Annotated in this window: 24 protein-coding genes; 14 read left to right on the top strand and 10 right to left on the bottom strand. The window is 75.0% G+C overall.

Annotated features, from left to right (window positions below; all coding sequences use genetic code 11):
- Positions 1-43: 43 nt before the first annotated feature.
- Together ACRB68_RS38915 and ACRB68_RS38910 are read right to left on the bottom strand one after the other, a co-directional pair.
- On the bottom strand, positions 44-1,144 hold the full coding sequence (locus ACRB68_RS38915) for an alcohol dehydrogenase catalytic domain-containing protein (protein WP_153541868.1): 1,101 nt from the start codon (positions 1,142-1,144) through the stop codon (positions 44-46).
- Positions 1,145-1,184: 40 nt separating this feature from the next.
- A complete protein-coding gene (locus ACRB68_RS38910) occupies positions 1,185-2,183 on the bottom strand; it encodes a hypothetical protein (RefSeq protein ID WP_207709991.1) in 999 nt (332 codons plus the stop codon).
- A 141-nt stretch (positions 2,184-2,324) separates the two neighbouring features.
- Between ACRB68_RS38910 and ACRB68_RS38905 the strand changes: the two genes are divergently transcribed.
- The 3 genes from ACRB68_RS38905 to ACRB68_RS38895 all read left to right on the top strand — a co-directional run bounded on the left by ACRB68_RS38905 (position 2,325) and on the right by ACRB68_RS38895 (position 4,833).
- On the top strand, positions 2,325-3,032 hold the full coding sequence (locus ACRB68_RS38905) for a FadR/GntR family transcriptional regulator (protein ID WP_328595319.1): 708 nt from the start codon (positions 2,325-2,327) through the stop codon (positions 3,030-3,032).
- Positions 3,033-3,166: 134 nt separating this feature from the next.
- Complete coding sequence (locus ACRB68_RS38900; protein WP_153541866.1) at positions 3,167-4,120, top strand: TAXI family TRAP transporter solute-binding subunit; 954 nt, start codon at positions 3,167-3,169, stop codon at positions 4,118-4,120.
- Positions 4,117-4,833: a class II aldolase/adducin family protein gene (locus tag ACRB68_RS38895; protein ID WP_153541864.1), complete on the top strand. Its 717-nt coding sequence runs from the start codon at positions 4,117-4,119 to the stop codon at positions 4,831-4,833. Before ACRB68_RS38900 ends, ACRB68_RS38895 begins: the two co-directional genes overlap by 4 nt.
- An 8-nt stretch (positions 4,834-4,841) precedes the next feature.
- On the opposite strand, the gene ACRB68_RS38890 is transcribed toward ACRB68_RS38895, so the two are convergent.
- Positions 4,842-5,555, bottom strand: coding sequence for a FadR/GntR family transcriptional regulator (locus tag ACRB68_RS38890; RefSeq protein WP_153541863.1), 714 nt, complete (start codon positions 5,553-5,555; stop codon positions 4,842-4,844).
- A gap of 117 nt (positions 5,556-5,672) precedes the next feature.
- Between ACRB68_RS38890 and ACRB68_RS38885 the strand changes: the two genes are divergently transcribed.
- From ACRB68_RS38885 to nadE, 4 genes are read left to right on the top strand one after another with little or no spacing between them, the layout of a single operon-like run.
- Positions 5,673-6,518 (top strand): fumarylacetoacetate hydrolase family protein, encoded by an 846-nt coding sequence (locus tag ACRB68_RS38885; protein ID WP_153541861.1) that lies wholly within the window; start codon positions 5,673-5,675, stop codon positions 6,516-6,518.
- 12 nt (positions 6,519-6,530) lie between these two features.
- A complete protein-coding gene (locus tag ACRB68_RS38880; protein WP_153541859.1) occupies positions 6,531-7,451 on the top strand; it encodes a VOC family protein in 921 nt (306 codons plus the stop codon).
- The gene (locus ACRB68_RS38875; RefSeq protein ID WP_153541857.1) at positions 7,448-8,986 is read left to right on the top strand and encodes an FAD-dependent monooxygenase; all 1,539 of its coding nucleotides are present in this window, start codon (positions 7,448-7,450) and stop codon (positions 8,984-8,986) included. Before ACRB68_RS38880 ends, ACRB68_RS38875 begins: the two co-directional genes overlap by 4 nt.
- Positions 8,987-9,032: 46 nt before the next feature.
- A complete protein-coding gene (gene nadE / locus ACRB68_RS38870; RefSeq protein ID WP_153541855.1) occupies positions 9,033-9,875 on the top strand; it encodes an ammonia-dependent NAD(+) synthetase in 843 nt (280 codons plus the stop codon).
- A gap of 9 nt (positions 9,876-9,884) precedes the next feature.
- Here the strand turns inward: nadE and ACRB68_RS38865 are convergent, their stop codons facing one another.
- Positions 9,885-11,099, bottom strand: a complete 1,215-nt coding sequence (locus ACRB68_RS38865; RefSeq protein WP_153541853.1) for a cytochrome d ubiquinol oxidase subunit II — start codon at positions 11,097-11,099, stop codon at positions 9,885-9,887.
- Complete coding sequence (locus tag ACRB68_RS38860) at positions 11,089-12,525, bottom strand: cytochrome ubiquinol oxidase subunit I (protein WP_207709990.1); 1,437 nt, start codon at positions 12,523-12,525, stop codon at positions 11,089-11,091. The genes ACRB68_RS38865 and ACRB68_RS38860 overlap by 11 nt, the downstream gene beginning before the upstream one ends.
- 225 nt (positions 12,526-12,750) lie before the next feature.
- Between ACRB68_RS38860 and ACRB68_RS38855 the strand changes: the two genes are divergently transcribed.
- The 4 genes from ACRB68_RS38855 to ACRB68_RS38840 all read left to right on the top strand — a co-directional run bounded on the left by ACRB68_RS38855 (position 12,751) and on the right by ACRB68_RS38840 (position 17,604).
- The gene (locus ACRB68_RS38855; protein ID WP_235960962.1) at positions 12,751-13,515 is read left to right on the top strand and encodes a 3-hydroxybutyrate dehydrogenase; all 765 of its coding nucleotides are present in this window, start codon (positions 12,751-12,753) and stop codon (positions 13,513-13,515) included.
- Positions 13,516-13,552: 37 nt separating this feature from the next.
- Positions 13,553-14,914 (top strand): MFS transporter, encoded by a 1,362-nt coding sequence (locus ACRB68_RS38850; RefSeq protein ID WP_153541849.1) that lies wholly within the window; start codon positions 13,553-13,555, stop codon positions 14,912-14,914.
- A 31-nt stretch (positions 14,915-14,945) separates the two neighbouring features.
- Positions 14,946-16,895 (top strand): helix-turn-helix domain-containing protein, encoded by a 1,950-nt coding sequence (locus tag ACRB68_RS38845; protein ID WP_235960961.1) that lies wholly within the window; start codon positions 14,946-14,948, stop codon positions 16,893-16,895.
- A 91-nt stretch (positions 16,896-16,986) separates the two neighbouring features.
- Positions 16,987-17,604 (top strand): pyridoxamine 5'-phosphate oxidase family protein, encoded by a 618-nt coding sequence (locus tag ACRB68_RS38840; protein WP_153541845.1) that lies wholly within the window; start codon positions 16,987-16,989, stop codon positions 17,602-17,604.
- Between the two features lie 205 nt (positions 17,605-17,809).
- On the opposite strand, the gene ACRB68_RS38835 is transcribed toward ACRB68_RS38840, so the two are convergent.
- The gene (locus tag ACRB68_RS38835) at positions 17,810-18,754 is read right to left on the bottom strand and encodes a lytic polysaccharide monooxygenase auxiliary activity family 9 protein (RefSeq protein WP_153541843.1); all 945 of its coding nucleotides are present in this window, start codon (positions 18,752-18,754) and stop codon (positions 17,810-17,812) included.
- A gap of 293 nt (positions 18,755-19,047) precedes the next feature.
- On the opposite strand from ACRB68_RS38835, the gene ACRB68_RS38830 reads away from it, so the two are divergent.
- Positions 19,048-19,851 (top strand): hypothetical protein, encoded by an 804-nt coding sequence (locus ACRB68_RS38830; protein ID WP_153541841.1) that lies wholly within the window; start codon positions 19,048-19,050, stop codon positions 19,849-19,851.
- Positions 19,852-19,858: 7 nt separating this feature from the next.
- Here ACRB68_RS38830 and ACRB68_RS38825 read toward each other — a convergent pair whose 3' ends face one another.
- Positions 19,859-21,217, bottom strand: coding sequence for a HAMP domain-containing sensor histidine kinase (locus ACRB68_RS38825; protein ID WP_153541839.1), 1,359 nt, complete (start codon positions 21,215-21,217; stop codon positions 19,859-19,861).
- Positions 21,218-21,291: 74 nt separating this feature from the next.
- Here ACRB68_RS38825 and ACRB68_RS38820 point away from each other — a divergent pair, with 74 nt between their 5' ends.
- Entirely contained in the window at positions 21,292-21,798 is a 507-nt protein-coding gene (locus ACRB68_RS38820) for a hypothetical protein (protein WP_153541838.1), read from the top strand.
- A 6-nt stretch (positions 21,799-21,804) separates the two neighbouring features.
- Here the strand turns inward: ACRB68_RS38820 and ACRB68_RS38815 are convergent, their stop codons facing one another.
- On the bottom strand, positions 21,805-22,482 hold the full coding sequence (locus ACRB68_RS38815; RefSeq protein ID WP_328595318.1) for a response regulator transcription factor: 678 nt from the start codon (positions 22,480-22,482) through the stop codon (positions 21,805-21,807).
- A 219-nt stretch (positions 22,483-22,701) separates the two neighbouring features.
- Between ACRB68_RS38815 and ACRB68_RS38810 the strand changes: the two genes are divergently transcribed.
- On the top strand, positions 22,702-23,859 hold the full coding sequence (locus ACRB68_RS38810; protein ID WP_328595317.1) for a hypothetical protein: 1,158 nt from the start codon (positions 22,702-22,704) through the stop codon (positions 23,857-23,859).
- Between the two features lie 12 nt (positions 23,860-23,871).
- On the opposite strand, the gene ACRB68_RS38805 is transcribed toward ACRB68_RS38810, so the two are convergent.
- On the bottom strand, positions 23,872-25,845 hold the full coding sequence (locus ACRB68_RS38805) for an ATP-binding SpoIIE family protein phosphatase (protein WP_153541835.1): 1,974 nt from the start codon (positions 25,843-25,845) through the stop codon (positions 23,872-23,874).
- Between the two features lie 118 nt (positions 25,846-25,963).
- Positions 25,964-26,830, bottom strand: coding sequence for a spermidine synthase (locus ACRB68_RS38800; protein ID WP_153541833.1), 867 nt, complete (start codon positions 26,828-26,830; stop codon positions 25,964-25,966).
- Positions 26,831-26,845 lie beyond the last annotated feature (15 nt).

The raw sequence follows: 26,845 nt of genomic DNA, 5'->3' as shown, positions 1-26,845 counted from the left end.
GTAAAGCTCCCAACACAAGGGGAAAGAGGAACGGGGAACGCGGTCAAGGGCGGATGACGCCCATCCACATGGGTTCGCTGCGTTCGTTGAGGGCCGTCAGAGCGGCGCCGATGTCGTCGAGCGCGAACCGGTGCGTGATCAGCCGCTCGGCCTGGAGCTTGCCGGAGGCCAGCAGGCTCAGCACGGTGTCGGTGTCGCCGCGGGTGCAGGCCCGGGTGCCGACGAAGCGCCAGCAGCCGAGCATCGTCTCCCGCATCGGGACGGCGATCGGGGCGGGGTTGCCGCCCATGTGCACGAACACGCCCCCGTTGGCCAGCGACCGCAGGGCCTGCTCGCCGCCGGGGCCGCCGGGCAGGTAGTCCAGCACCGCCTCGGGCCCGGCGGGGACCAGCTCGCGGATGCGGGCGGTGAGCCCGCCGGCCGTCTGCCAGTCCGGGCCGAGGTCCTCCAGCGCGATCGTGTCCGCGCGCAGGTGGGGGACGAGCTCGCGGGCGGCCCGGAGCCGCTCGGCGGACCGGCCCACCAGGACCAGGCGGCCGATGCCGAAGTGCTCGGCGAGCATGATGGTGGCGGTGCCCATCGTGCCGGTGGCCGCCGTGACCACCACGGTGGCCGCGCCGAGGTCGCCCGCGCACTTGAGCGCGCGGACGGCGTTGCCGAGGTCGTGCACCTTGGCGGCGAGGTCGAAGCTGACGTTGTCGGGGATCTCGTCGATCAGCCAGTGCGGCGCCCGGACGAACTCGGCGAGCCCGCCGTCGTGGTAGCGGGCGTACAGCTCCAGGGCCCCGGTGCCGAAGGCGCCCTGGCCGATCATGGCGGCCTCGGCGCACATCTGCTGGCGGTCGCTGGTGCAGTAGCCGCACTCGCCGCACGACAGCATGGGGTGGACCCGGACGCGCCTGCCCAGCAGGGCCGGGTCGACTCCGGAGCCCACCCGCTCCACGGTCCCGGCCGCCTCGTGGCCCGGGACGGTGGGCAGGTGCCGGAACATGCCGGCGGCCAGCAGCTTCATGGTGCTGGGCGCCAGTCCCGCGGCGGCGACGCGGACCAGCACGTCGTGCTCGCCCGGCTCCGGAACGGGCACCCGCTCCAGGTGGAGGACATCGGATCCCTTGTGGGCACGCGCGGCTTTCATCTCAGACATGGCGATGACCTTTCGATGCGGGGGGGGGCAGGGTCGGCCGTCATTCGGCGGGGCGCAGCCGGTCCAGCTCGGGGACGTCCAGCACCCGCCCGGTCTTGTTCGTCTCGGCGACCTGCGGCACGGTCAGCGCGGACAGCACGGTGAGGTGCTCGCTCGGCTCGGTCACGATGCTGGTGAAGGCGACGCCGACCGGGATGCGCACGAAGTCGCCGGGTTCCAGCTCCAGCGCGCCGAGCTGCGTGACCAGCAGGCGCCGCCCGCTGATCTGGTACTGGATGTCGTCGGCGTCGCGGTGGGTGCGGTACAGCCGGCCGTCCGACCGGCCGACCGCCGTGTGGCCGATCCTGATCTGCGCGGAGCGGTAGAGCCAGTCGGTCCCGTCGGCGTCGGCGGACTCGGCGGACGGGCGGAGCACGTTGATGCGTTCCGGTTCGGACCTGGCCTGCTCCAGCAGCAGCTGCTCGTCGACGGGCGTCATGACGATGTCGTGCTCGGGGCCGCCCAGGCACTCGGTGGTCATGAGGTTGCGCACCTCGGGCTCCCACCCGGCGAACGGCGGGAACACCGGCTCGGAGGTGCGGACGGGCGGGCTCAGCTCCGCCACGTGCGCGGGCACGTAGAACAGGATGTGGATGTCGTCGTGGGCGTGGTTGTCGTGCGCGACCGTGACCGGGATCCGGGAGAAGTCGCCGGCGACCAGGTCGACGCTGCCCAGCTCCGTCATGAGCGTGCGCGTGCCGTGCACCTGGTAGGACAGCTCGTCGACGTCGCAGTTGCGGTGGTAGAAGGGCTGCCGGAAGCCGGCCATCGTCTGCCGCTCGATCCGTACGTGGTCGCTCTCGAAGATGCCCTTGGGCGGCTCGAACCCCTGCGGCACGAAGTGCGCCGGGAAGTGGACGGCCTCGATGGGCCGGTAGGAGCGCGGCGGCCGTTTGGGCGAGGGCAGGGGCGCGCCCAGCAACAGCTCCTCTCGCCGGGCGACCCGCCGGACGGGCTCCGCGGGGTCGAATCCGTCGATGATCTCGTGCACGAGTCCCACGGGGCCCACTCCTCGATCTCGGGTGCGGCTGCGCCGACGCCGGGATGAAAATTAATCATAATGAATTCGATACCGGTATGATGGTCAGCTCCGGCCGGAGCCGTCAAGGCGGTGCGGGCGATCGATCGCGATGGAGGAACCGTGGCCCCGAAGGCGACCTTGCGGGAGGAGCGGGGCGGGCAGCGGCCGGCCGGGCGCGCGGAGGAGGCGGCGGCGCACGTCTCCCGGCTGCTGGCGCGGCTGGAGCCCGGCGCCCGGCTGGGCACCAAGGAGCAGGTCCGCACGACGTGCGGCGTCTCGGCCGGCACCTTCAACGTGACCCTGCGGCTGCTCCAGGAACGCGGCCTGGTCGTGGTCCGGCCGGGCCCCGGCGGCGGCCTGTTCGCCCCGGAGGGGCCCCCGGGCCCGGGGGCGGCCCGCCACGACGCGGACGACGAGGACGCGGCCGCCGCGCTGCGCGACGCCTTCCGGGTCCGCGAGGCGATCGAGCCGCTGATCATCGAGGACGCGCTGTGGCACGGCTCGCCCGCGGACTTCGCCGAGCTGCGCGAGTTCACACGGGCGATGGGCGAGGCCGCCGACCGCTCGGACGGCACCGCCTACGTGCACGCCGCCTGGCGGTTCCACGCGCGGCTGGCCGCCATCAGCCCGGGCCCGCTGCTGCGGGACTGCTACCTGCGCGCCCAGGAGGTGATCGAGACGCGCACCGGGGCGATCCTGCCGGACGGGGAGCCGGCGGAGGGCTTCCTGCGGCGCCGCTGCGAACTGCACGCCGCCCTCGTCGACGCGCTGGACCGCCGCGACCGCGAGGCGATCATGGGCCTGCTGGGCGAGCACAACGACGGCTGAATTCGTATATTGATTATTATTGATTCCTGTGATGGAGTCGCCGTCGTGACCGGGCGGGCGCCCAGGCGGCGCGCCGGGCCCTCCCGGAGGGGCCGACGCCCCGGCACGACCACGCCTCTTCGCTAGGAGCGACCATGCCTCCGCCCGCACCCTCCCTCGGCCGCTCGGTCTCCCTGCACCTCCAGGGGGACTGGGGCACCGCGAACCTGCACCGCGTCTGCGGGTGGATCGCCCAGGAGCTCACCGACCGCTGCGGGCCGCACACCCGCGTCGGCATCTGGAGCGGCCGCGGCGGCGCCGACGCCGCCCGCGCGGTCGGCCGCGGCCAGGTCCACCTCGCCCTGACCACCCCCGCCGCCTTCGCCGCCGCCGCGCTGGACGGGCGGGGCCCGTTCGCCGGCGAGGCCGTCCCCGACCTGCGCGCGCTCGGCGTCCTCCCCCAGCGCGACCGGCTGGTGGTGGGCGTGGACAGGTCCCTCGGCATCACCTCCTTCGCCGAGCTGCGGGCGGCCCGGCCCGCGCTGCGGCTGGCCACCGGCCCGCACGACGGCACCAACCTCATCGGCTGGGCCGCCCATGAGGTCCTGCACCGCTCACAGGTCGACGTGACCGGCTGGGGCGGCCGGCTGCTGACCGACGAGCGGCCGCGGCAGACCTTCGAACGCGTCATCAGCGGAGAGGCCGACGCCATCGTCCACGAGGCGTACATGCTGCCGCCCTGGCAGGAGTTCGGCGCCCGGATGGCCTTCCTGCCGGTCGAACGCCACGTGCTGGACGGGCTGGAGGCCGACTACGGCTGGCCGTCCGCGACCGTGGCGGAGGGCCATTTCCCCGGCTGCCCGCGGTTCGAGACCCTGGACTTCTCCGACTTCCTGGTGCTGACCCGGTCCGACCTGCCCGACGACCTGGCCCATCTGATCGCCTGGATCCTCGGCGAGACCCGCGCGACCATCGAGGCCCAGTACCGGCACATCCCGCCCGAGCGCAGCCCGCTGACCTACCCGCTCGACCCGGTGGCGATGGGCCGGACACCTGTTCCGCTGCACCCCGGGGCCGCCCGCTACTACCGATCGCTGGAGGCGTCATGAAGCAGAGCGTGCTGCAGGCCGGCCGCGTCCTCGCCATGGCCGGGCACGGCGACATGGTGTGGGGCCATGTCGCCGTCCGCGACCCCGGCGGCCGCGGTATCTGGATCAAGGCGCCGGGCCGGGGGCTGGAGGAGGTCCAGGACCGGCACCTGCAGCTGGTGTCGTTCGACGCCGAGGTGCTGGAGGGCGCGGGCACGCCGCACATCGAGGCCCACATCCACCTGGAGATCATGCGGCGGAACCCCGCGGTGACCTGCACGGTGCACTCCCACGCCCAGGCGGCCGTCGCGTTCGCGGCGCTCGGCACGCCGCTGCTGCCCATCTCGCACGACGGCGCCCTGTTCGCGGGGCAGGACGTGCCCCGCTTCACCGCCACCGGCGCGCTGGTCTCCACCGCGGCCCTGGGCCGGGCGCTGGCGGACACGCTCGGCGGCGCGCCGGCGGCGCTGATGCCCCGGCACGGCCTGGTCGCCGCGGGCGCCGGCGTCCACGCCGCCGTCATGCACGCGGTCCTGCTCGAACGCGCCTGCCGCGTCCAGCTGACCGCGATGGCCGCCGGGCCGGTCCGCGACTTCTCCGACCCCGCCGAGGCCGAGGCCAAACGCCGGCAGTGCTGGTCGGAGACCCAGCTGAAAGCCGGCTGGGACTACCTGCTGCGCCAAGCGGAGCGGGGCGCGCAGACGGCCGCGGACCTCCTGCCGCCGTCCCCCTGACCGAGGCGTCAGAGAGGCGTCCGGTGCTTGACCGTGCTGTGCTCGCGGATCAGGCGCGCCGCGGCCGCGCGGTCGTGGGCGGCGATGGCGTCCACCAGGTCGGCGTGCAGGCGGTGGCGTTCGCGCAGATAGGGCGGGAGGGGCTCGTCCCCGTCGGGCAGCACCGACAGGGTGTGCGACTCGATGAGGTCCAGCAGGCTGGCGTACAGCGACCGCAGGAGCACGTGCGGGCTGGTCTCGGCGATGCGGTTGTGCAGCCGCCAGTTGGTGTGCACGAAGGCGGTCGCGTCGCCGGCCTCGGCGGAGCGGCCCATCTCGTCGACGACGGCGCGCATCTCGGCGATGTCGGCGGGCGAGGCGTGCCAGAGGGCGTCCTCGATGAGCAGGGGGTCGAGGGCGTCGCGGATGCGGATGGCCTCGGCGACGGTGGTCTGGTCGGCGTCCAGCGCGAGCACCGAGTTGCCGAGCCGGACGATCGGCGACTGCTCGGCGGCGAACAGGCCGCCGCCGGGGCCGGGGCGGACGGTGACCAGGCCGCGCGCCTGCAAGAGGCGCAGCGCCTCGTTGAACGTGCTGACCGAGACGCCGCAGAGCGCGCGCAGGTCGTTCTTGGTGCCGAGCCGCGCCCCGGGCTCGCGGTCGCGGACCAGGCCGGCGATGCGCTCGGCGGCCTGTTCGGCACGGCCGGTGGTGCTCGGGCCGTCCAGGTGTCCGAGGCTCAAGCGGCCCTCCCGCGCTCTCCGGCGAATTCACCATGCACATTATCAGACCAAGGTCTTGACGGCCTGGCGGCTAGGTGAGCATCATCACCATAATCATCATGCTGAATTGGAGTCGAGATGCGAGTGGCCAACCTTGACGGCCGGGCGGTACTGATCGCGGCGGACCGGGCCGTGGACGTGGAGCACGCCAGCGCGGGCCGCTTCGGCCACGAGCCGCAGGCGCTCTACGACGACTGGGACGCGTTCGCCGCCTGGGCGCGCGAGGCCGAGCTGCCGGCGGGCCGGGAGTTCGACCACGCGCGGCTCGGCGCGCCCGTGCCCGCGCCGCGGCAGATCATCGCGGTCGGGCTGAACTACCGCGACCACGCCGCCGAGTCCGGGTTCGCGGTGCCCGAGGGACTGCCGCCGGTGTTCACCAAGTTCGTCTCGTCCCTGTCGGGCCCGGTCACCCGGGTCGTGCTGCCCGAGGGCGGCCACACCGACTGGGAGGTCGAGCTGGTCGCCGTCATCGGCCGGACCGCCTCCAACGTCACCGAGGCCGAGGCGTGGGACCACGTCGCCGGCCTGACCGTCGGGCAGGACCTCAGCGAGCGGGTGTCCCAGCTCGCCGGGCCGGCGCCGCAGTTCAGCCTCGGCAAGTCCTTCCCCGGGTTCGCGCCGACGGGGCCGTGGGTCGTCACGCCCGACGAGCTCGCCGACCGCGACGACCTGGAACTGCGCGCCGCCGTCAACGGCGAGGAGGTGCAGAAGGGCCGCACCCGCGACCTGGTCTTCTCCATCCCCGCGCTGGTCTCGCGGCTGTCGGCGGTGCTGACGCTGCTGCCGGGCGACCTGCTGTTCACCGGCACCCCGGCGGGCGTCGGCCTCGGCCGCGACCCGCAGCGCTGGCTCGCCCCCGGCGACGAGCTCGTCAGCCACGTCGCGGGCATCGGCGAGCTGCGCCAGTCGTTCGTCTCGGCCTGATCGGAGGAAGACATGGGCCTGCACCGCCTCAGTTCCGTCACCATCGGGGTCCCCAACCTCGCCGAGACCGCCGGCTACTACGCCGACTTCGGCCTGGCCCCCGGCGCCGGCGGCTGGTTCGCCACCCGCGACGGCGGCGACCAGCTCCGCCTGGTCACCGCGCCCACCCGGCGGCTGGTCGAGCTCGTCGTCGGCGTCGACGACTTCGACGACCTGGACCGCGCCGCCCGGCGCCTGGAGGGCCTCGGCGTCGCCGCCCGGCGGAGCGCCGACGCGCTGGCGGCCCGCGACGCGGTGACCGGGGTGCGGGCCGTCCTGCGGGTCGAACCGCGCGTGCGCCAGCCGGAGGTCCCGGCCACCCCCTACAACGGCCCCGGCCGGGTCGAGCGCGCCGGGGCGCGGGCGCCGGGCGTGCTGCGCGCCGGCCCGGTCCGGCCGCGCAAGCTCGGCCACGCGGTGGTCGGCACCACCGACTTCGCGGCGACGTCGGCGTTCTTCCGCGACGGCCTCGGCTTCAAGACCAGCGACATGATCGGCGACGCGGGGGTCTTCCTGCGCTGCTCGACCGACCACCACAACGTGCTGGTCCTCGCCGCGCCCGTCGCGTTCCTGCACCACACCTCCTGGCAGGTCGACGACGTCGACGACGTCGGCCGCGGCGCGTCGGCGATGCTGGAGGGCCACCCCGAACGGCACGTGTGGGGCCTCGGCCGCCACCACGCCGGGTCGAACTTCTTCTGGTACCTCAAGGACCCGGCGGGCAACTTCGCCGAGTACTACTCCGACATGGACACCGTCCTGGACGACCAGCTGTGGACCCCCGAGACCCTGGAGGGCGCCAAGGGCCTGTTCAACTGGGGGCCGCCGCCCCCGCCCTCGTTCCTGCACCCCGACGACCTGGCCGCCCTCATGACCGGAGCGCACAGCCGATGACCCCCGACAGCGCACACGTCCCGGTCCTGATCGCCGGCGGCGGCCCGGCCGGGCTCGCCACCGCGCTGGAGCTGGCCCACCACGGCGTCGCCTCGCTGGTGGTCGAGCCGCGCGAGGAGGTGTCGTGGCTGCGCCCGCGCGCCAAGACGACCTCGGCCCGCACCATGGAGCTGTTCCGCCGCTGGGGCCTGGCCGCCCGCGTCCGGGAGCGGGCGGCGCTGCCGGTCTCCTGGTCGGACGAGGCGGTGTTCACCACCGGGCTGCTCGGCCGCGAGATCACCCGCTTCCGCGGCTGCTTCGGCCTCGACCTGACCGGCGACGACCGGGCCGCCGAGGCGGGGCAGCAGATCGGCCAGCCCGCCGTCGAGCAGGTCCTGCGCGAGGCGGTCGCCGCGTCCCCGCACGCCGAACTGCGCACCGGGTGGTCCCTCACCGGCCTGGCCGAGGACGCCGGCGGCGTCACCGCGACGCTGGCCGGCCCCGGCGGGGCCGTCCGCGAGGTGCGCGCCGGCTACCTGGTGGGCGCCGACGGCGCGTGGAGCACGGTCCGCGACGCCATCGGCGTGTCCTACGAGGGCAGCGCCGACGAGCGGCCCAACTTCAACATCGTCTTCCGCGCGCCGGGCCTGGCCGGCCGCGTCCCGCACGGACCGGCCGTCCACTACTGGGTGCTCCACCCCGACCGGCCCGGGCTCGTCGGCCGCCTGGACCTGGACGACCTGTGGTGGTGCATCGCCCAGGGCGTCACCCAGCAGGAGGGCGAGGCCGACCCGCTGCGGCTGGTGCGCGCCCTGGTCGGCGGCGACGTCGACGCCGAGATCGTCGCGACCGACCCGTGGAAGGCCAAGATGCTGCTGGCGCAGCGCTACGGCACCGCGCGGGTCTTCCTCGCCGGGGACGCCGCCCACCTGAACCCGCCCTGGGGCGGGCACGGCTTCAACACCGGCATCGGCGACGCGGTCAACCTCGGCTGGAAGCTCGCCGCCGTCCTGTCCGGCTGGGCGCCCCCCGCCCTGCTGGACAGCTACGAGGCGGAGCGCCGGCCGGTCGCCGCGCGGACGATCGCCGAGGCCGCCCGCAACATGGCCACCCTGGCGCCCGAGCTCGCCGACCCGCGCCTCACCGGCACCGACACCGAGTTCGCCGCCGCCCGCCCGGCCGTCGCCCGCGCCGTCCAGGAGACCAAGGACGCCGAGTTCCACAGCCTGGACCTGGTCCTCGGCTACACCTACCACGGCACGCCCCTCGTCACCGGCCCGGCCGGCGGGCGCCTCGCCCACCGCTGGCTCGCCCCCGGCGACTCCCTGTTCGACCACCTCGGCCGCGGCTTCACCCTGACCGGCGACCTGGACCGGCCCGAGGCCGAGGAGTTCGTGAAGGCCGCCGCCGCCGAGGGCGTCCCGCTGGAGCTGTTCCACCACCCGCCGGCCGGCCTCGCGCTGGTGCGGCCCGACCAGCACGTCGCCTGGACCGCGGCCGGCGACGGGCCGGCGGACCCGCGCGAGATCCTGCGCCGTGCCGTCGGCCACCCCTGACCGCCCCGGCTTCCGGGGGCCCGATTCCGGCCAGTACAGTGCGGGAATGGCGAACCTACGGGAGCAGATCCTCGCCGAGCTCGGCGTCAAGGCGACCATCGTCCCCAAGGACGAGATCCGGCGGCGGGTCGAGTTCCTCAAGGACTACCTGCGGTCGACGCCCGCCAAGGGCTACGTGCTCGGGATCAGCGGCGGGCAGGACAGCACGCTGACGGGCCGGCTCTGCCAGCTCGCCGCCGAGGAGCTGCGCGCCGAGGGGCGCGAGGCCACCTTCGTGGCGGTGCGGCTGCCCTACGGCGTGCAGGCCGACGAGCACGACGCGCAGATCGCGCTGGAGTTCGTCCGGCCCGACCGGTCGATCGCGGTGAACGTCAAGCCGAGCGCGGACGCCGTCGCCGCCGAGGCCGCGCTCGGCCTGCGCGAGCTGCTGGGCGAGGAGCCCCGGCTGCGCGACTTCGTGCGCGGCAACATCAAGGCCCGCGAGCGCATGGTGATCCAGTACGCGATCGCCGGGCAGCTGAACCTGATCGTCGTGGGCACCGACCACGCGGCCGAGGCGGTGACCGGCTTCTTCACCAAGTACGGCGACGGCGGCGTCGACGTCACCCCGCTGACCGGGCTGACCAAGCGCCAGGGCGCCGCGCTGCTGCAGGAGCTCGGCGCGCCGCCGAGCTCCTGGCAGAAGGTGCCGACCGCCGACCTGGAGGACGACCGGCCCGCGCTGCCCGACGAGGTGGCGCTCGGCCTGAAGTACGCCGAGATCGACGACTACCTGGAGGGCACCGACGTCACGCCGGACGTGGCGGCGAAGGTGGAGTCGGTCTACCTCGCGACCCGGCACAAGCGGGCCGTCCCGGTCACCCCGCTCGACGACTGGTGGCGGGGCTGACCCGCCCGGTCAGCCCCCGCTCTCCTCGGCGCTGACGACGGCCAGCAGCGACCCCGACACCGCCGTCGCGCACAGCAGGACGACGCCCGCCAGGAGCGCCCAGCCGTCGCCGACGACGACGGTGAGGACGAGGCCCAGCACGAGGCAGACGACGGTGAACGCGCCCAGCGCCTTGGACCGGTGCTCCACCGGGGCGGCGGGCACGTCGGGCCCCTCGGGCCCGTCGCCGGCCAGCTGCCCGCGCAGGAACAGCCGGAACAGCAGGAACAGCGACGGTAGGAGGATGACGGCGCCGGCCAGGACCGAGATGACCACGGCGGCCAGCGTCTCGCGGCCGGCCGCGGCCTGCTTCACGGTGAGGTCGCGCAGGAAGTAGGGCCGCTGCGCGGCCGCCCACCCGGCCACCAGCGCCGCGACGGCGAGCGCGGCCGAGGCGCGCGCCTCGTCGAAGCGGTTGCGCCCGACGAGCAGGAAGGTCGCCAGCCCGGCGGCGGCCGACACGACGGCCATGACGAGCCCGGCGCCGCCGGTGAGGCCGTCCCAGAGCGGCCGGGCGTCCGCGCGCGCGACGAACAGGCCGGCGATGGCGATCGCCCCGGTGACCACGCCGGTCACCAGCGCGCGCGTCCGGAAGTCGTGCTCCAGGTCCTGCTCGCCCAGCCGGCGCGCGTCGGCGGCCAGGTAGACCGCGGCCAGGTAGGCCGAGACCGCCACCGCGAGCACCCCCACCAGGATCGAGGTGGGGTTCAGCCAGCTGGTGACCAGGTCGCCCGCGGCGTTGCCGGTGGGCACCCGCCGGGAGGCGATGCCGCCGGCGACGGCGCCCATGGCGAACGGCGTCAGCACCGACGAGAGCGCGAAGACGTCGTCGACGGGCCGGCTGCCGGGCGCCGCGTCGAGCGTGCCGCGCAGCGCGTACGCGGTGCCGCGCAGGATGATCCCGACCGCGGCGGCGAACAGCGGGATCACGAGCGTGGAGGTGATCGAGGCGAAGGCGACCGGATAGGCGGTCCAGGTGACCACCAGCACGAAGATCAGCCAGACGTGGTTGGCCTCCCAGACCGGCCCCATCGCGTGGTGGGCGTGCGCGCGGGTCGCGGCCGCGCCCGCCTTCCCGCCGCCGGGCAGCAGGGTCCAGACGCCGGCGCCGAAGTCCGCCCCGGCGAGGACGGTGTAGGCGGCGATGCCGATGAGGACGAAGACGATCGGGAGTTCAGCGAGCATGCCGGCCCTTCCCCTCCTGCGGCCCGGCCGGCGCGGCCTGCCGCGCGTCGGCCTCCAGCGGGACCCGGCTGAACCGGTACAGCAGCCAGGCCACGGCGCCGGCCAGCGCGAGGTAGACGACCACCAGCGTCCACAGGCCGACCGGGACGCCGCGGGCGCCGGTGACGGCCTGCCCGGTGCGCATCACCTGGTACACCACCCAGGGCTGCCGCCCGACCTCGGTGGCCGTCCAGCCGGCCTCCAGCGCCACCACCGACAGCGGACCGGCGACGATCAGCGCGCGGTAGAACCACGGTGTCTCGGGCAGGCGCCGCCGCCGGAACCGTACGTACAGGTAGAAGACGCCGATCAGCGCGAGCAGTGTCCCGATCCCGACCATGGCCTGGAACGCGTAGCGGACGACGTTGACCGGCGGCCGGCCGTCGGGCGGCACCGTCTCCAGCCCCTGCACCCGCGCGTCGGGATTGTGGTAGGCCAGCAGGGACAGCAGCTTCGGGACCTCGATCCCGTACTTGACCTCGCCGCCCGTGTACCAGCCGCCCAGGTGCTCGGGGGCGCCCTCGGTCGTCCGCCCGAGCCCCTCCAGCGCGGCGAGCTTCACCGGCTGGTGGTCGGCGACCTCGCGGGCCGCCCAGTCGCCGATCGCGACCTGCAGCGGCGCGGCGACCGCCGCGATCGACAGCGCGATCACCAGCGCCGTCCGGTGGTAGCGGTCCCGGCGGCCGCGCAGGAACCCCCACGCGTAGGCGCCGGCGATCACGAAGCCGGCGACGACGAAGGCGGCGAAGTACATGTGCACGAACTCGTGCCAGAAGTAGGAGTTGGCGAACAGCGCCGACCACGGCTCGGCCTGGACGGCGCGCCCGTCGCGCACCGTGAACCCCGACGGGTGGTTCATCCAGGCGTTGACCGAGATGACGAAGAACGACCCGGTCATGCCGGTGACGCACACGACGGCGCCCGACAGCATGTGCGGCAGGGTCGCCATCCGGCCCCAGCCGTACACGTAGATCGCGCTGAAGATCGCCTCCATGAAGAACGAGAAGCCCTCCAGCGCGAACCCGAGCCCGAACACGTTGCCGAAGCTCGCCGTGAACGCCGGCCACAGCAGCCCGAACTGGAAGCTGAGGATGGTGCCGGTGACGACGCCCACCGCCAGCAGCGCGATCATCACCTTCGACCAGCGCTTGGCGAGCAGGCGGTAGACGTGGTCGCCGGTGCGCAGGTAGCGCCACTGCGTGAACAAGATGATCACCGGGAACGCGATCCCGAAGCAGACCAGCGGGATGTGCACGACGAACGACAGCGCCTGCATCTGCCGGGCCTGGAGCAGGTAGTCCTGGTCCACCGGCGGGAAGCCCGGGCCGTGGCGGGCGGACAGGGCGCCGGCCGATGACACGGCGTGCGCGATGGCGTGCATGATCATGTCTGCTGGCTCCCCCTGAAGCGTCGGCGCCGACGTCCCGCCCACCGGCCGCGTTCAGGGGCGTACCCGCTGGTCAGCGCTTTCGCACCTGATGATCTAGGCACCGGAGTGCCGGGCGCCCGGCGGCGGCGCCGCGCGCACCTGGCGGAAGTCACCATGTTCCGCCGGGTGATTGTGTGGACCGGCCACATGGGTGCGGCCGCGGGGGCTTTCTATCGTGCGGCCATGGAACCCAACGCGGAAGCGAGACCGCTCGCCGGGCGCACGGCGCTGGTCACCGGCGCCGCCGGCGGCATCGGCCGGGCCTGCGCCGTGCGGCTCGGCGCGGCGGGCGCGCGGGTGCACGTCGTCGACCGGGCCGGCGAGGCCGCCGAGAAGGTGGCCGCGGAGGTCGGCGGCGTCGCGCACGTCGTCGACCTCGCCGATCCCGGCGCGGCCGACGCGCTGCCCTCGGACGCCGACATCGTCGTCAACAACGCCGGCCTCCAGCACGTCGCGCCCCTGCACGAATTCCCCCCGGACACGTTCGCGCTGATGCAGCGGGTCATGGTGGAGGCGCCGTTCCGGATCCTGCGCCGCACCCTGCCGCACATGTACCGGCGGGGCTGGGGGCGCGTCGTCAACATCTCCTCGGTGCACGGCCTGCGCGCCAGCCCCTACAAGTCGGCCTACGTCACGGCCAAGCACGCGCTGGAGGGCCTCAGCAAGGTCACCGCGCTGGAGGGCGCCCCGCACGGGGTGACCAGCAACTGCGTCAGCCCCGGCTACGTCGCGACGCCGCTGGTCACCGGGCAGATCGCCGCGCAGGCCGAGGCGCACGGGATCCCCGAGGACCAGGTGGTCGGGCAGGTCCTGCTCGCCCGCAGCGCCATCAAGCACCTGGTCGCGCCGGACGAGGTCGCCGAGGCGGTGCTGTGGCTGTGCGGCCCGCACTCGGGGCACATCACCGGCGCCTCCCTCCCTCTCGACGGCGGCTGGACCGCCCAGTAGCCCGCTCCACCCCCACCCCCCTGAGAACGGTGAAGCCATGACCGACACCTCCCCGCCCACGACCGCGCCCGGCGCGCTGCGCCGCGTCGTCGCCGCCAGCCTCATCGGCACCACCATCGAGTGGTACGACTACTTCCTGTACGGGTCCGCCGCCGCCCTGGTGTTCGGGCACGTCTTCTTCCCCAAGTCCGACCCGCTCACCGGGACGCTGCTGGCGTTCCTCACCTACGCCATCGGCTTCGCCGCCCGGCCCGTCGGCGCGCTGGTGTTCGGCCACTTCGGCGACCGGATCGGCCGCAAGAACCTGCTGGTCGTCAGCCTGCTGCTGATGGGGGGCGCGACCACCCTGATCGGCCTGCTGCCCGGCTACGACTCCATCGGCGTCGCCGCGCCGCTGCTGCTCACCGTGCTGCGCCTCGTGCAGGGGTTCGCGGTCGGCGGCGAGTGGGGCGGCGCGGTGCTGCTGGTCTCCGAGCACGGCGACGCCCGGCGCCGCGGGTTCTGGGCGTCCTGGCCGCAGGGCGGCGTCCCGGCGGGCAACCTGCTCGCGGCCGGCGTGCTGTCGCTCATGACCGCCGTGCAGGACGACGCGGCGTTCCTGTCGTGGGGCTGGCGGGTGCCGTTCCTGCTGTCGGCCGTCCTCGTCGGCGTCGGCCTGTGGATCCGCATCTCGGTGGACGAGTCGCCGGTGTTCAAGGAGGCCCTCGCCGAGGCCGGGCGGCGCGAGGCCGCCGCGCCCGAGCAGCCGCCCCTGCTCGCGGTGCTGCGCCACCACTGGCGCGACGTGCTGGTCGCCATGGGCGCGCGGATGGCCGAGAACATCTCCTACTACGTGCTGACGACGTTCGTCCTCGCCTACTGCGTCGAGCACCTCGGGCTCGGCAAGCAGACCGCGCTGAACGCCGTGCTCATCGCCTCCGCCGTGCAGTTCTGCCTGATCCCGCTGTTCGGCGCACTGTCGGACAAGGTCGGCCGCAGGCCGGTCTACCTCGCCGGGGCGGTCGGCGTCGGCGCCTGGGCGTGGGCGTTCTTCGCGCTGGTCGACACCAAGTCGTTCCCCCTGCTGACGCTCGCCGTCACCGTCGGGCTGGTCTTCCACAGCGCGATGTACGCGCCGCAGGCGGCGTACTTCTCCGAGCTGTTCTCCACCCGCACCCGCTACTCGGGCGCCTCCATCGGCGCGCAGTTCGCCTCGGTCGCCGCGGGCGCCCCCGCGCCGCTCATCGCGACCGCGCTGCTTAAGTCCGCCGGGGACTCCACCCCGATCTCGGTGTACGTGTCGCTCGCCGCGCTCGTCACCGTCCTCGCCCTGCTCGCCGGACGCGAGACCCGGGGCCGCGACCTGGCGGCGGCCGGCTCCGGCACGGCCGCCCGGCCCGCCTCCCCGGCGTCGACCTGAGGTCCGCGCCCGTGCCACGATGACCGGACCGATGTCAGCAGAACCCGTCCCGGCCGCCGCGTACGCCCGCCGCCTGCTGGAGCTCCTCGCCGAGGACGCCCCGGCCGGGGCGTTCGGCGCCGTGGCGGCCGAGGCGCGCGCCCGGGGCGCCGCCGAACGCGACCTCACCGAGGTGGAGCTGGCCACCGCCACGGCCCTGCGCCTGCGCGACGTGCTGCACCAGCACCGCCGCCGGGAGGCCGAGCTCACCGCGCTGTTCGACACCGCCGGCGACCTGGCCGCGCTGCGCGACCTGGACGCGGTGCTGCGGTCGATCGTGCGGCGCGCCCGGATGCTGCTCGGCACCGACACCGCCTACCTGACGCTGCCCGACGAGGACGCCGGCGACACCTACATGCGCGTCACCGACGGCTCGGTCTCCCCGCTGTTCCAGAGCCTGCGGCTCAGCCTCGGCGACGGCCTCGGCGGCCTGGTCGCCCAGACCGCGCGGCCCTACGCCACCCCCGACTACCGCACCGACACCCGGTTCCGGCACACGCCGGCCATCGACGCCGGGGTGCTGGACGAGGGCCTCGTCGCGATCCTCGGCGTCCCGCTGCTGCTCGGCTCGGGCGGCGGGACGGGCGGCAAGGTCATCGGCGTGCTGTTCGCCGCCGACCGCACCCCGCGCGCGTTCTCCCCCGACGAGGTGGCGCTGCTGTGCTCCCTGGCCGCGCACGCCGCCATCGCCATCGACACCGCCGGCGTCATCGCCGGCAACCGGGCGACGCTGGCCGACCTCGCCGAGGCCAACGCCGTCATCCGCGCGCACTCGGCGGCGATGCAGCGCGCCGCCGAGGCCCACGACCGGCTCACCGACCTGGTGCTGCGCGGCGGCGGGGCCGGCCAGGTCGCCGCCGCCGTCGCCGAGCTGCTGGACGGCGCGATCACCGTGCACGACGCCGGCGGCCGCGAGCTCGCCGCCGCCCCGGACGGCCCGGCTCCCCCGGGCCCCTCCCCCGCCGGGCTCGCCGAGGCCGCGGCCGAGTCCCGCGCGTCCGGGCGGGCGGTCCGGCGCGGCGGGCGCTGGGTGTGCGCCGTCCTCGCCGGCCCCGAGCCGCTCGGCGCGCTCGTCCTGCACGGGCGGCCGCGGCTGGACGACCCCGACCGGCGGCTGTTCGAGCGGGCGAGCGTGGTCACCGCGCTGCTGCTGCTCCTGCGCCGCTCGGTCGCCGAGGCCGAGAACCGGGTCCGCGGCGACCTCATCGTCGACCTGCTCACCGCGCCGGGCCGCGACCCGCGCGGGCTGGTCGAGCGCGGCCGCCGCCTCGGCGTCGACCTGGACCGCCCCCACCTGGTCCTGCTCGCCGAGGGCGACGCCCCGCCGGGCGCGCTGGCCTCGGCCGCCCGGCAGTACCTGTTCGGCGGCGACCGGGTGAGCGCCGACCACGCCGGGGCCACCGTCATGCTCCTCCCCGCGAACAGCAGTACGGGCGACGGCACGGGCGGCACCGCGCCCGGCGCGGCCGCCCGGACCGCCGCCGCGCAGCTCACCCGGCTCGCCGGCGTGCCCGTCACCGTCGCCGCGGCGGGCCCGGCGGCCGGGCCCGCCGCGCTGGCCGCCGCCCACGCCGAGGCGGCGCGCTGCCTGCGGGCGCTCACCGCGCTCGGCCGCACCGGGGACGGCGCGAGCGCCGCCGACCTCGGCTTCCTCGGCGTCCTGCTCGGCGACGTCCACGACCTGGACGGCTACGTCACCGCGACGCTCGGCCCGGTCCTGGACTACGACGCCCGGCGCGGCACCGGCCTGGTGCGGACGCTGCGCGCCTACTTCGCCTGCGGCGGCAGCCTCGCCCGCGCCAAGGACGAGCTGCACGTGCACGTCAACACCGTCGTGCAGCGCCTGGACCGGGTGGCGGCGCTGCTCGGCCCGGACTGGAACTCCCCCGAGCGGGCCCTGGAGATCCAACTCGCTCTGCGTCTGAACGATCTCTCTCGGTGACCGACCCTGGCCAATCGGTGCGCCGCAAAGCCCCGGTGGACATGAGCGGCGGGTGCCATGGTGAGGAGATCGCCAGCCGGAGGGGGAGACCATGGCCGAGGTGATCAGGAAAGCGCTGCCGGGATCGGCGGGAGAGCACGAGCTCCAGCTGCGCTGGGGCACGGCGGAACGCGCCCGGCGTTTCTACGACGACCAGGTGCTGGACCATCTGAACCCCGCGATGGCGGAGTTCGTGGCCCGCCAGGAGATGGCGTTCGTCGCCACCGCCGACGAGGGGGGTGAGTGCGACTGCACCCTGCGCGCCGGGCCGCCGGGGTTCCTCAGCGTGCTGGATCCGCGGACGGTCGCCTATCCCGAGTACCGGGGCAACGGCGTCATGGCCAGCCTCGGCAACATCTCCAGGAACCCCTACGTCGGCATCCTGCTCGTCGACTTCTTCAAGGACGTCATCGGGCTGCACATCAACGGCATCGCGCGGATCGCGGACGACGCCGGCCTGCGCCGCCTGTACCCCGAGCTGCCCGCCCCCGACATGCCCGGCCGCCGCGCCGAGCGCTGGGTCGTGGTGTCGGTGCAGGAGGCCTACATCCACTGCTCCAAGCACATCCCACTGCTGGCCAAGCTGCCGCGGGAGCGGTACTGGGGCAGCGACGACCTCAAGCGCAAGGGCGGCGACTTCTTCGGGGCCAAGGGCACCCCGCGCCTCTGAGCGCGGGGTCCGCCGCGGGCCCGCCCTCCTGCGCCACCATGGGGAGGACGAGGCCTGGAGTGTTCGCACGCCGGTGCCGCCGCCCTCTTCCCGTGGCGGGACAGGGCCCCCGATCCTGTCCCGCCGGATTGCGCCGGCCCTGAAGGGCCCGGCCACGCTTTACCGGCCGTCCCGCAGGCTGCCGGTCTTCGCCCGCGGCGGCGGGTCAGCCCCGGGGCCGGGCGGCGTCGCGGCGGCGGCGCCCGGTCAGCAGCAGGCCGCCGACGCCGCCGAGGGCCAGCCCCACGGTGCCGGCGATCATCGCGGTGCCCGCCGCGTCACCCGAGGCCGGGGAGTCGTTGGACGCCGGACGGCTCTTCAGCGCGACCTGGTCGTCGTGGTGGGTGTGCGGGGGCGCGATGGGCGCGCAGGGGCGTCCCGGCTGCGTCGGCGCGGGCTTGGGCTTGGCCGTGGGCTTGGTGGACGGCTTGCCCGCGCCGCCGCCCGCCGAGCCGCCGGTCCCGCCGAACACCACGTCGGAGCAGGAGTAGAACGCCTCGGGGCTGTCGGTGCGCTGCCAGATCATGTAGATCAGGTGCCGGCCCTTCTTCCCGGCGGGCAGCTTGCCCGGCAGGGTGTAGACGCCGCCGGAGGCCACCGGGTCGTTCTTGGTGAGGAACGGCTTGCTCTCCAGGTTCGCCCAGGTGAGCGGCTTGCGGGGGTCGTAGCCGTTCTTGGTGATGTAGAGCTGGAAGCCGCCCCGGTGCTGGGCCGTGACCCGGAAGCGGAAGGTGTAGGCCGCGCCCGACTTCAGGTTGGTGGCCGGCCAGTCGGCCCGGGCCAGGTCCAGGCCGCGGAACGCGGGGTCGCCCGCGCTGCACAGCTTGCCGTTCGGGACGACCTGCCGGTGCCGCCCGGCGGCGTTGGCGCTCCGCACGCCGTTCCAGTCGTAGAACGGCTGCGGGCCGCCCGCCGCGACCGCGGCCTTGCAGGCCGCCGAACGCGGCGACTCGGGGTTCTCCTGGTAGCAGGCGAGCGAGCGGCTGATCGGGTTCTGCATCGTCCCGTGGGCCAGGGCGGGCGAGGCGGCCAGCGTGAGGCCGGCGACCGGGGCGGTCGCCGCGGTGACGGCCGCCGCGGTCCGCCCGAAGGTCTTCACACGATTGTTCATCGGGGCTCCAAAGGGGATTCCGTTGTGTCGGACGCCCGGCAGCCTAAGTCGAGAAAATGCCGGAAAACGCCTTTTCAGAATCCCTTAAGAGAGCCCTCAACAGCGCCTAATGCCTCGTCGGCGACCCTGCTTAAGAACCACTGATGATCACCTTAAGAGTTGCGGAAGACGGCACATTCCGCCTTGTGAAGGAGTATTTGTGAACAATCTTCGGGTTTGCGTGGTCCGGTCGCCGCTGGAGCGCACCGGCGGCGCGGCCCTCCGACAGCGCTTTTCGGTACGGGGTTGTAACGATGATGCTCGGTTCTGGCGGTGCCCATGCCGTTTCGGCCAGGGAGCGCCGCGCTCGCCATGCACGACGGGGACAGGGGGCGCACCGCGCACCGCGCGAGTGGAGCGCCCCGCTCCTCGCGACCGAACCGCCCGCGATCCCGCCCCGCGCCCTCGGCGGCGCGCTCGCCGCCGGCGGCGCGGCCCTCGCCGGCGCGTGGACGGCCCATCCGGCGGACGCCCTGACGGCCGGCGCGCAGCTGACCGGGCTCGGCGCCGGCTACGGGCTGCTGGTGATCCTGCTGCTGTGGGCCCGCATCCCCGCGGTCGTGCGGGGCATGGGCCGCGACCGGATCGCCTGCTGGCGCGACTGGGCCGTGGCCTGGGTCATGGCGTGCACGCTGGCGCACGCGGTGCTGATGGCCGGCACGGCGGACCTGTGGCGGCCGGTGGTCGTCGCGGCCATGCTCGGCCTCGGGCTGCTGGTCGGGGCGGTCGCGGTGACCTTGAACGTCCTTCGCGAACGCGCCGGGCACGGCGTCCGCCGGACGGTGCGCGGTCTCGTCTACGGAGGCGCCGCGCTGAGCTTCCTGCACCAGTCCGGGGACGCCGGCATCGGCGCGCACGCGACGCTGACGCTCCTGTGGACGTGGCTGCACACCCAGGTCGCGGTGCTGATCGTGTGGTATCGGCTGGTGCAGCCCTACCGCAGGGCCGCCGTGCCGTCCCCCGCGTCGGCCGCCACCCGGCTGCACCGGCTGGCGGCCACGGTGTGGCTCGTGAACGCCGCGCTCGTCGCCGCGGCGCTGTTCCTGGCCGCCCGCTGAGCGCGCCTCAGGAGGGGGCCGTACCGCGCCGGGCGGCCCGCCGGGCGGCGCGGCGGGCCGCCCGGCGGGGCTCGGCCTTCGGCACCGTGCGCAGCCACACCTCGATCTGCGCGCCGCCGAGCGGCGCGGCACCGACCTTCAGCGAGCCGCCGGTGGACTCGGCGAGCCGGCGGGCGATGTCCAGGCCGAGCCCGGTGGACCCGGCGCCGCTCGTGCCGCGCCGCAGCGCGGCCTCGGCGTCGGGGATGCCCGGGCCCGCGTCGCTGAACAGCAGGCCGGTGGAGTGGCGGCCGCGGTGGAGGGTGAGCGAGAAGGCGGTGCCGTGCGGGGTGTGCCGGAAGATGTTGCCGAGCAGCGCGTCGACGACCGCGGCCAGTTCGGCGTCGGGCACCGGGACCGGGACCGGCTCCTCGGGCGCGGTCAGGTTCCAGGCCCGCTCCTGGTCGTCGGCGAGCGCCGACCAGAACTCCAGCCGCCGCCGGACCACCGCGGCGGCGTCGCAGCCCGCGGGCGCCCGGTCCGGTTCCCGCGCGGTCGCGATGAGGGCGTCGACGGCCTCCTCCAGCCGCCCGAGGGCGGCCTGGCTCTGGGCCAGCCGGGTGAGGTCGCCCGGGTGGTCGGCGAGCCCGGTGAGGTTCAGCCGCAGCGCGGTGAGCGGGGTGCGCAGCCGGTGCGACAGGTCCGCCGACGCCTCCCGTTCGGCGACCAGCAGCCGGACCAGCCGGTCGGTCATCTGGTTGAACGCCTCACCGGCGGCGCGCAGCTCGGCCGGGCCGTCCGGCTCGATCCGGGCCGACAGGTCGCCGCCGCCGACCCGGGTCACCGCGAGCGCGAGCCGGTCGGCGGCCCGCACCACCCGGGTGGCCAGCCGGTCGGCCATCGCGACCGACACCAGGACCAGGGCCAGCGCCACCAGCGCCAGGATCACCCAGGACTTCAGCACGCCCCGGGTGAGCTCGGCCTCCGGCACGTACGCCTCGACGACCGCGAGCCCCCCGCTCTTCAGCGCCACCGGGCGCAGCAGCACCGTGCCGCCGCGCGCCCCGACGGTGAGGGGGCGGCCGAGCCGCCGGACCCTCGCCAGGTCGGCGGGCGCGGCGTGCGGGGCGCCGACGCCGGGACCGGCCGGCAGGTGCAGCGCGAGCCGTCCCGCCGCGCCGGCCGGGATCGACCCGAGCGCGCCGGCGAGCGCCGCCGGCTCCGCGGTCACCGTCAGCACCGGCACCAGCGCCGACGCCTGCCGCTCGGCCGCGATGAGCGCCTGCTCGCGCGCCATCTGGCCGTTCAGCAGGCCGAGCGGAACGACGAACGACAGTGCCACCATCGCCGTCACCGCCGTCGCGACCCGCGCGAGCGCGCCCCTCATCGCCGTCCCCCCAGCCCCTCCGTACCCGTCGCCGCGGACGATGTCCGGCGGCCCGCACAGACATAATGAGGCATATGCGGCCACGAATCGGTTTCATCGCGGTCTGGATCGCCGCCACGACGGCGGGCACGGCGATCAGCTGGGCCGGCGTGGGCGACGCGCTGCGCGGCACCGTCCTCGCCGCGCCCGATCCGGCGGTCGACGTGCCCGTGCGGCAGGAGCGGCCGCCCGCGCCGGCCCCCTCTCCCGAGCCCCTGCCGTCGACCGGGCGGCCCTCCGCCCCGGCCACGCCGAGCGGCGGCCCGACCGCCCGGCGCATGCCGCCCCGGCGGACGGCCCCGAGCGCCCCGGACGGCCGGATCCGCACCTACGTGGTCAAGTCCGGCCGGGTGACGCTGTCGCTGTCGGCCACGTCGGCGCGAGTGGTTTCGGCCACCCCCGGCAGCGGCTTCCAGGTCAGGTCGTGGCGCAAGGAGAAGGACGGGTGGCTGCGCGTCGACCTGACCGACGGCACCCACGGCTCGGCGGTCTTCGCCACCTGGAACGGCCACCCGCCGCTGGTGGAGACCTACGAGTACTGACCGGCCTCACTCCGGCTCGGTGAGCATCACCCCGACGCCGCGCACGGTGTGCAGGTAGCGGGGGGAGGCCGCGCTCTCGCCCATCTTGCGGCGCAGCCACGACAGGTGCACGTCGATGGTCTGGTCGTCGCCGTAGGGCTGCTGCCACACCTCGGCCAGCAGCTCGCGGCGGCGGACGACCCGCCCGGCGTTGCCGGCCAGGAACGCCAGCAGGTCGAACTCGCGGCGCGACAGCTGGAGCGGCACCTCCTCCAGCCACGCCTGCCGCCGGTCCGCGTCCACGCGCAGCCCGCCCACCACGAGCGCGTCCCGGCGCGGCGCCGTCCGGGCGCGGCGCAGCACCGCCTCGATGCGCGCGTTCAGGTGCCCGGCCGAGAAGGGCTTGACCACGTAGTCGTCGGCGCCGGAGCCGAGCAGCCGGATGATCTCCTGCTCGCCGTCCCGGGCGGTCGCCACGATCACCGGCACGTCCGAGACCGCGCGCATCATCTTCAGCGCCTCGCCGCCGTCCAGGTCGGGCAGGCCGAGGTCCAGCACCACGACCTCGGGGACGTCGGCGGTCACCTCCCGCAGCGCGTCCAGGGCGCGGCCCGCGCTGCGCACGGCGTGGCCCATCTCGCGCAGCTCGCGCAGCAGCGCCTGCCTGACGTGATCGTCGTCTTCTACCAGCAACACTGTGGCCACGATCGGACAATAGGGCATCGCCCGCCGTCGCGTGATCGTTCCGGGCGGACCCGGCGGCGGCCCGCCGCCCCGGCCGCGCTCGGCCCATCGGGCGCCGTCCGCCCGTAGGATGCCGAAGGAGAAGATCGGTTGCGGGCCCCTCCCCGCAGCCGGCTCGTCACTGCTGCAAAGGACGGACGCCGAGTGCGCGGATATGCGAGGCCGGGTGAGGGCGGGTTCGTGCGGAGGGGCAGGCTGTTCCCGGCCGCGGTGGGCGCCGCCCTGCTGGTCACCGTCGCCGCCGACGTCGCGGTGCTGGCCACCGGGCGGGTCGGCGGCCCGGACCGGCGCGATCCCGCCGGCGACGGGCATCTGGTGTCGGTCACCCAGAACGCCGGGCCGCCGCGCGCCACCGTCGCGCCGCTCGGGCGCCGGCTCGTCCCGCACCTGCTGGTCGCCGGGACCGCGCCGCTGCCCGGGGAGACGGTGGAGCGGGCCCGCCGGCTGAAGGGCGTGGCGGGCGTCGCGGTGGTCGACGCGGCCCAGGCCCAGGTCGCCGGGCGCCGCGTCGGGCTGCTCGGCGTGGACCCCTCGACGTTCCGCGCGTTCGCGCCCGCCCAGACCGCCGAGTCCGACCAGCTGTGGCAGACCGTGGCGACCGGCGGCCTGGCGGTGTCGTTCGATCTCAGCCAGGACGGCTCGCTGCCGCTCGGCGGCGTCGTGCAGGCCGGCAGCTCCGAGCATCCCGGGCAGGTCCGTGTCGGCGCCTACGCCTCGATGGGCATCGCCGACGTCGACGCCGTGGTGTCGCGCGAGCAGGCCCGCACCCTCGGCATGCCCGACGGCAACGCGCTGGTGCTGAGCACCGCCAAGGCCGACCCGAAGAAGCTCAGCAGGCAGCTCCGCAAGATCCTGCCGCGCGACACCAAGATCGCGCTGCTCGGCGCGCAGAGCGGGCAGGTCCCCGCCAAGGGCCCCAAGGCGCAGCCGCAGGTCACCGGCCGCCCCGACGGCGTGACCGGGCCGCGCACCCTGATCACCGGCAACCAGATGACGCCGACGATGCGCAACCTGGTGCTGGCCGTCGACGGCATGTTCGGCCCGTTCTCCGTCATCGGCTGCTACCGGGGCGGCGCCGACGCCCAGGACCACGCCCTCGGCCGCGCCTGCGACTTCATGGAGAGCACCGGCGGCCGGATGCCGAGCGCGAGCGCGCAGCGGCACGGCGACCAGGTCGCCCAGTACGCCATCAGCAACGCCCGGCAGCTCGGCATCTCCTACGTGATCTGGAAGCAGCACATCTGGAACGTGCGCGGCGGCGGCTGGCGGCAGATGGAGAACCGCGGCGGCATCACCGCCAACCACTACGACCACGTGCACATCTCGGTGCTGCGCTGACGCCCCGCCCCGCTACGGCAGCTCCTGCTCGCACCAGACGGCCTTGCCGCCGGGGGTGCGGCGCACGCCCCATCGGTGGGCCAGCCGGCTGACCACGTTCAGGCCGCGCCCGGACTCGGCGGACGCGGCGTCGGTGTCGCAGCGGATGCGCGGCCGTCCGTCGGAGGCGTCGAACACCTCGCAGACCAGGCCGCCCTCGCGCACCAGCCGCAGCGTGATCCGCCCGCCCGCGTGCCGGACCGCGTTGGTGACCAGCTCCGAGGCCAGCAGCGCGGTGGTGTCGGCCAGGCCGGCCAGGTCCCAGCGCGCCAGCCGGTCGCGGACCAGGCCGCGGGCGCGGCGCACCGCGGCGGCCTCGGCGGGCAGCTCCCAGGAGACGTGGTCATCGGCGGGGATGCGGCGCAGCCGGGCCAGCAGCATCGCGATGTCGTCGCGGTGCTGGTCGTCGTAGACGCCGTCCAGGGCGGCCTGGCAGAGGCCGTCCAGCGACGGCGCGCCCCGGTCGAAGGTGCGGCGCAGCCGGTCCAGGCCGTCGTCGATGTCGCGGGCGCGGTTCTCCACCAGCCCGTCGGTGTACAGGAACAGCAGCGTGCCGTCCTGCACGGTGAACTCGCGGCTGACGATCGGGCCGTCGCCGATGCCGAGGGGCGGCGCGGGCGGCACGTCCAGGTAGGCGGCGGGCGCGCCGGGCGGCACCAGCAGCGGCGGCAGGTGCCCGGCGCTCGCCACCTCGCAGCGGCCGCTCACCGCGTCGTAGAGCACGTAGGCGCAGGTCGCGAAGTGCGGCTCGCGCTCGCCGAGGCTGCGCATCAGCGAGTCCAGCCGCTCCAGCGCCTCGGCGGGCGGCAGGTCCAGCCCGGCCAGGGTGTGGATGGCGGTGCGCAGCCGGCCCATGGTGACGGCCGCGCGCACGCCGTGCCCGGCGACGTCGCCGACGACGAGCGCGACCCGGGCGCCGGGCAGCGCGATCGACTCGTACCAGTCGCCGCCGACCTCGATGAGCCGGCTGCCGGGCAGGTAGCGGTGCTGCACCTCCACCGAGGACGGCGCCGACAGCCCCGTCGGCAGCAGGCTGCGCTGCAGCGTGAGCGCGGTGGCGCGCTCGCGGCCGAACCGGCGGGCGCTCTCGACGAACCCGGCGGCGCGGGAGGCGAACTCCATCCCGATCTCGACGTCGTAGGCGTCGAACGGCCGGTGCGCGGTGTCGCGGGTGCAGGCGAAGAAGCCGAGCGCCGCGTCCCCCGCCATGATCGGCAGGAGCAGCAGCGAGGCGCCCTTCAGCAGGGCGGCGACGGGCGGCCGGTGCCACGCCTGCGCGATGGCGGCGGCCTCGTCGCCGACCGGGCCGGCCAGCACCGCCTCGCCGCCGCGCAGGCACCGCATGTGCGGGGTGTCCTCGGGGTAGGCCACGGCCTCGCCGGTCGGGAAGGCGGCGTCCCAGGCCGGATCGCCGTCGTCGCAGGCGACCGCCATCCGGCGCAGCAGCGGGGCGCCGCCCGCGGGCGGCTCGTCGGCGTCGACCAGGCTGTCGAGCAGCAGCAGCGCGCCGGTGTTGCAGAAGTGCGGGACGAGGATGTCCATCAGCCCGCGCGCCAGCAGGTCCAGGTCCAGCGTCGCGCCGACGCGCGGCAGCGAGCCCTCCAGCAGGGCGCGCCGGATGACGGCCGGGTCCAGGAACCGGTCGGCGAGCGGCACCGGCACCCGCACGACGGCGAGGGCGGCCGCCTCGGACCCGCCGCCGGCCATCGGGTGGACGGTGACCACGGCGTCGCAGGCGGCCCCGCCGGGAGTGCGCAGCGTGAGCATGACGGTGCGCTCACGGCCGCTGCGGACGGCCTCCAGCAGGGGCTCGCGCGCACCGGCGATCACGTCGTCCAGTTGCGCTCCCGGCTCCGCGCCCAGCACCGCGGCGGCGTTTCGGTCGAACTGGAGAACCTTCCCCGTCGAATCCGTGCCGAGAATGAGAATTCGGGTGGACGACTCCATCGCTCGATTATGGGACACGCGATGCCCTTGGCGAGGCGATACGGCGTCCCAAATACGTCTCGGCGATTCGGTCTTCTGGTAATTGCCGATGCGTCCTGACTTAATGCCGGGTCCGAGGTCAGCCGCGGCCGAACAGCTGGGGCGGCGGGGCCGGCACGTCCACCCCCTCGGCGGCGCGGATGGGGGCGCCGCCCGCGACGAACGCGGTGAGGTCCGCGCCCTCGACCAGCCGGGCGCGGGCCAGGCCGCCGGCCGCCAGCCGGCCGAGCGCGGCGACCGGCAGCGGCCGCCGGGACCCGGCGAGGACGAGGTTGCCGAAGCGGCGGCCGCGCAGCACGCCGGGGTCGCCCATCAGCAGCGCGTGCGGGAACACCTCGCCGACGGTGGCGGCGACGCGGCGGGCGAACATCAGCCGGAACCCGTCGGCGATGTTCATCAGGTAGACGCCGCCGGGCCGCAGCACCCGCGCCACGTCCGCGGTGAACTCGGCGGTGACCAGCTCGGCGGGGACCTTGGCGTCGGCGAAGGCGTCCAGCACCGCCAGGTCGTCGGCGGCGTCCGGCAGCGCGGCGATCCCGGCCAGCCCGTCCACGACGCGGATGCGCAGGCCCGGCACGTTCTTGACGGGCAGCCGCTCGCGGACCAGCCGCACCAGCCCGGCGTCGGGCTCCAGCACCACCTGCCGCGAGCCCGGCCGGGTCGCGGCGATGTAGCGGGGCAGCGTGCAGCCGGCGCCGCCGATGTGCACCGCGTCGAGCGCCTCGCCCTCCAGGCCGAGGCTGTCGACGATGTCGCCGAGCAGCCGCATGTACTCGAAGTCCAGGTGGGTGGGGTCGGTCAGGTGCACGTAGGACTGCGGCACGCCGTCGACGCAGAGCACCCAGCCGCCGTCGCGGTCGGTGTCGCGCAGCAGCTCGGCCCGGCCGCTGCTGATCTCGTACGTGTCCCGCGGCGACTCCGCCGCGTTCCTGCCCTTACGCCCCATCCCTCTACCTTACGG

Origin of the sequence: Actinomadura macrotermitis, assembly GCF_009604375.1 — a bacterium.
GTDB lineage: Bacteria > Actinomycetota > Actinomycetes > Streptosporangiales > Streptosporangiaceae > Spirillospora > Spirillospora macrotermitis.
The sequence above is the reverse complement of the archived record's forward strand: the minus strand, read 5'-3'. Positions and strand labels throughout refer to the sequence as shown.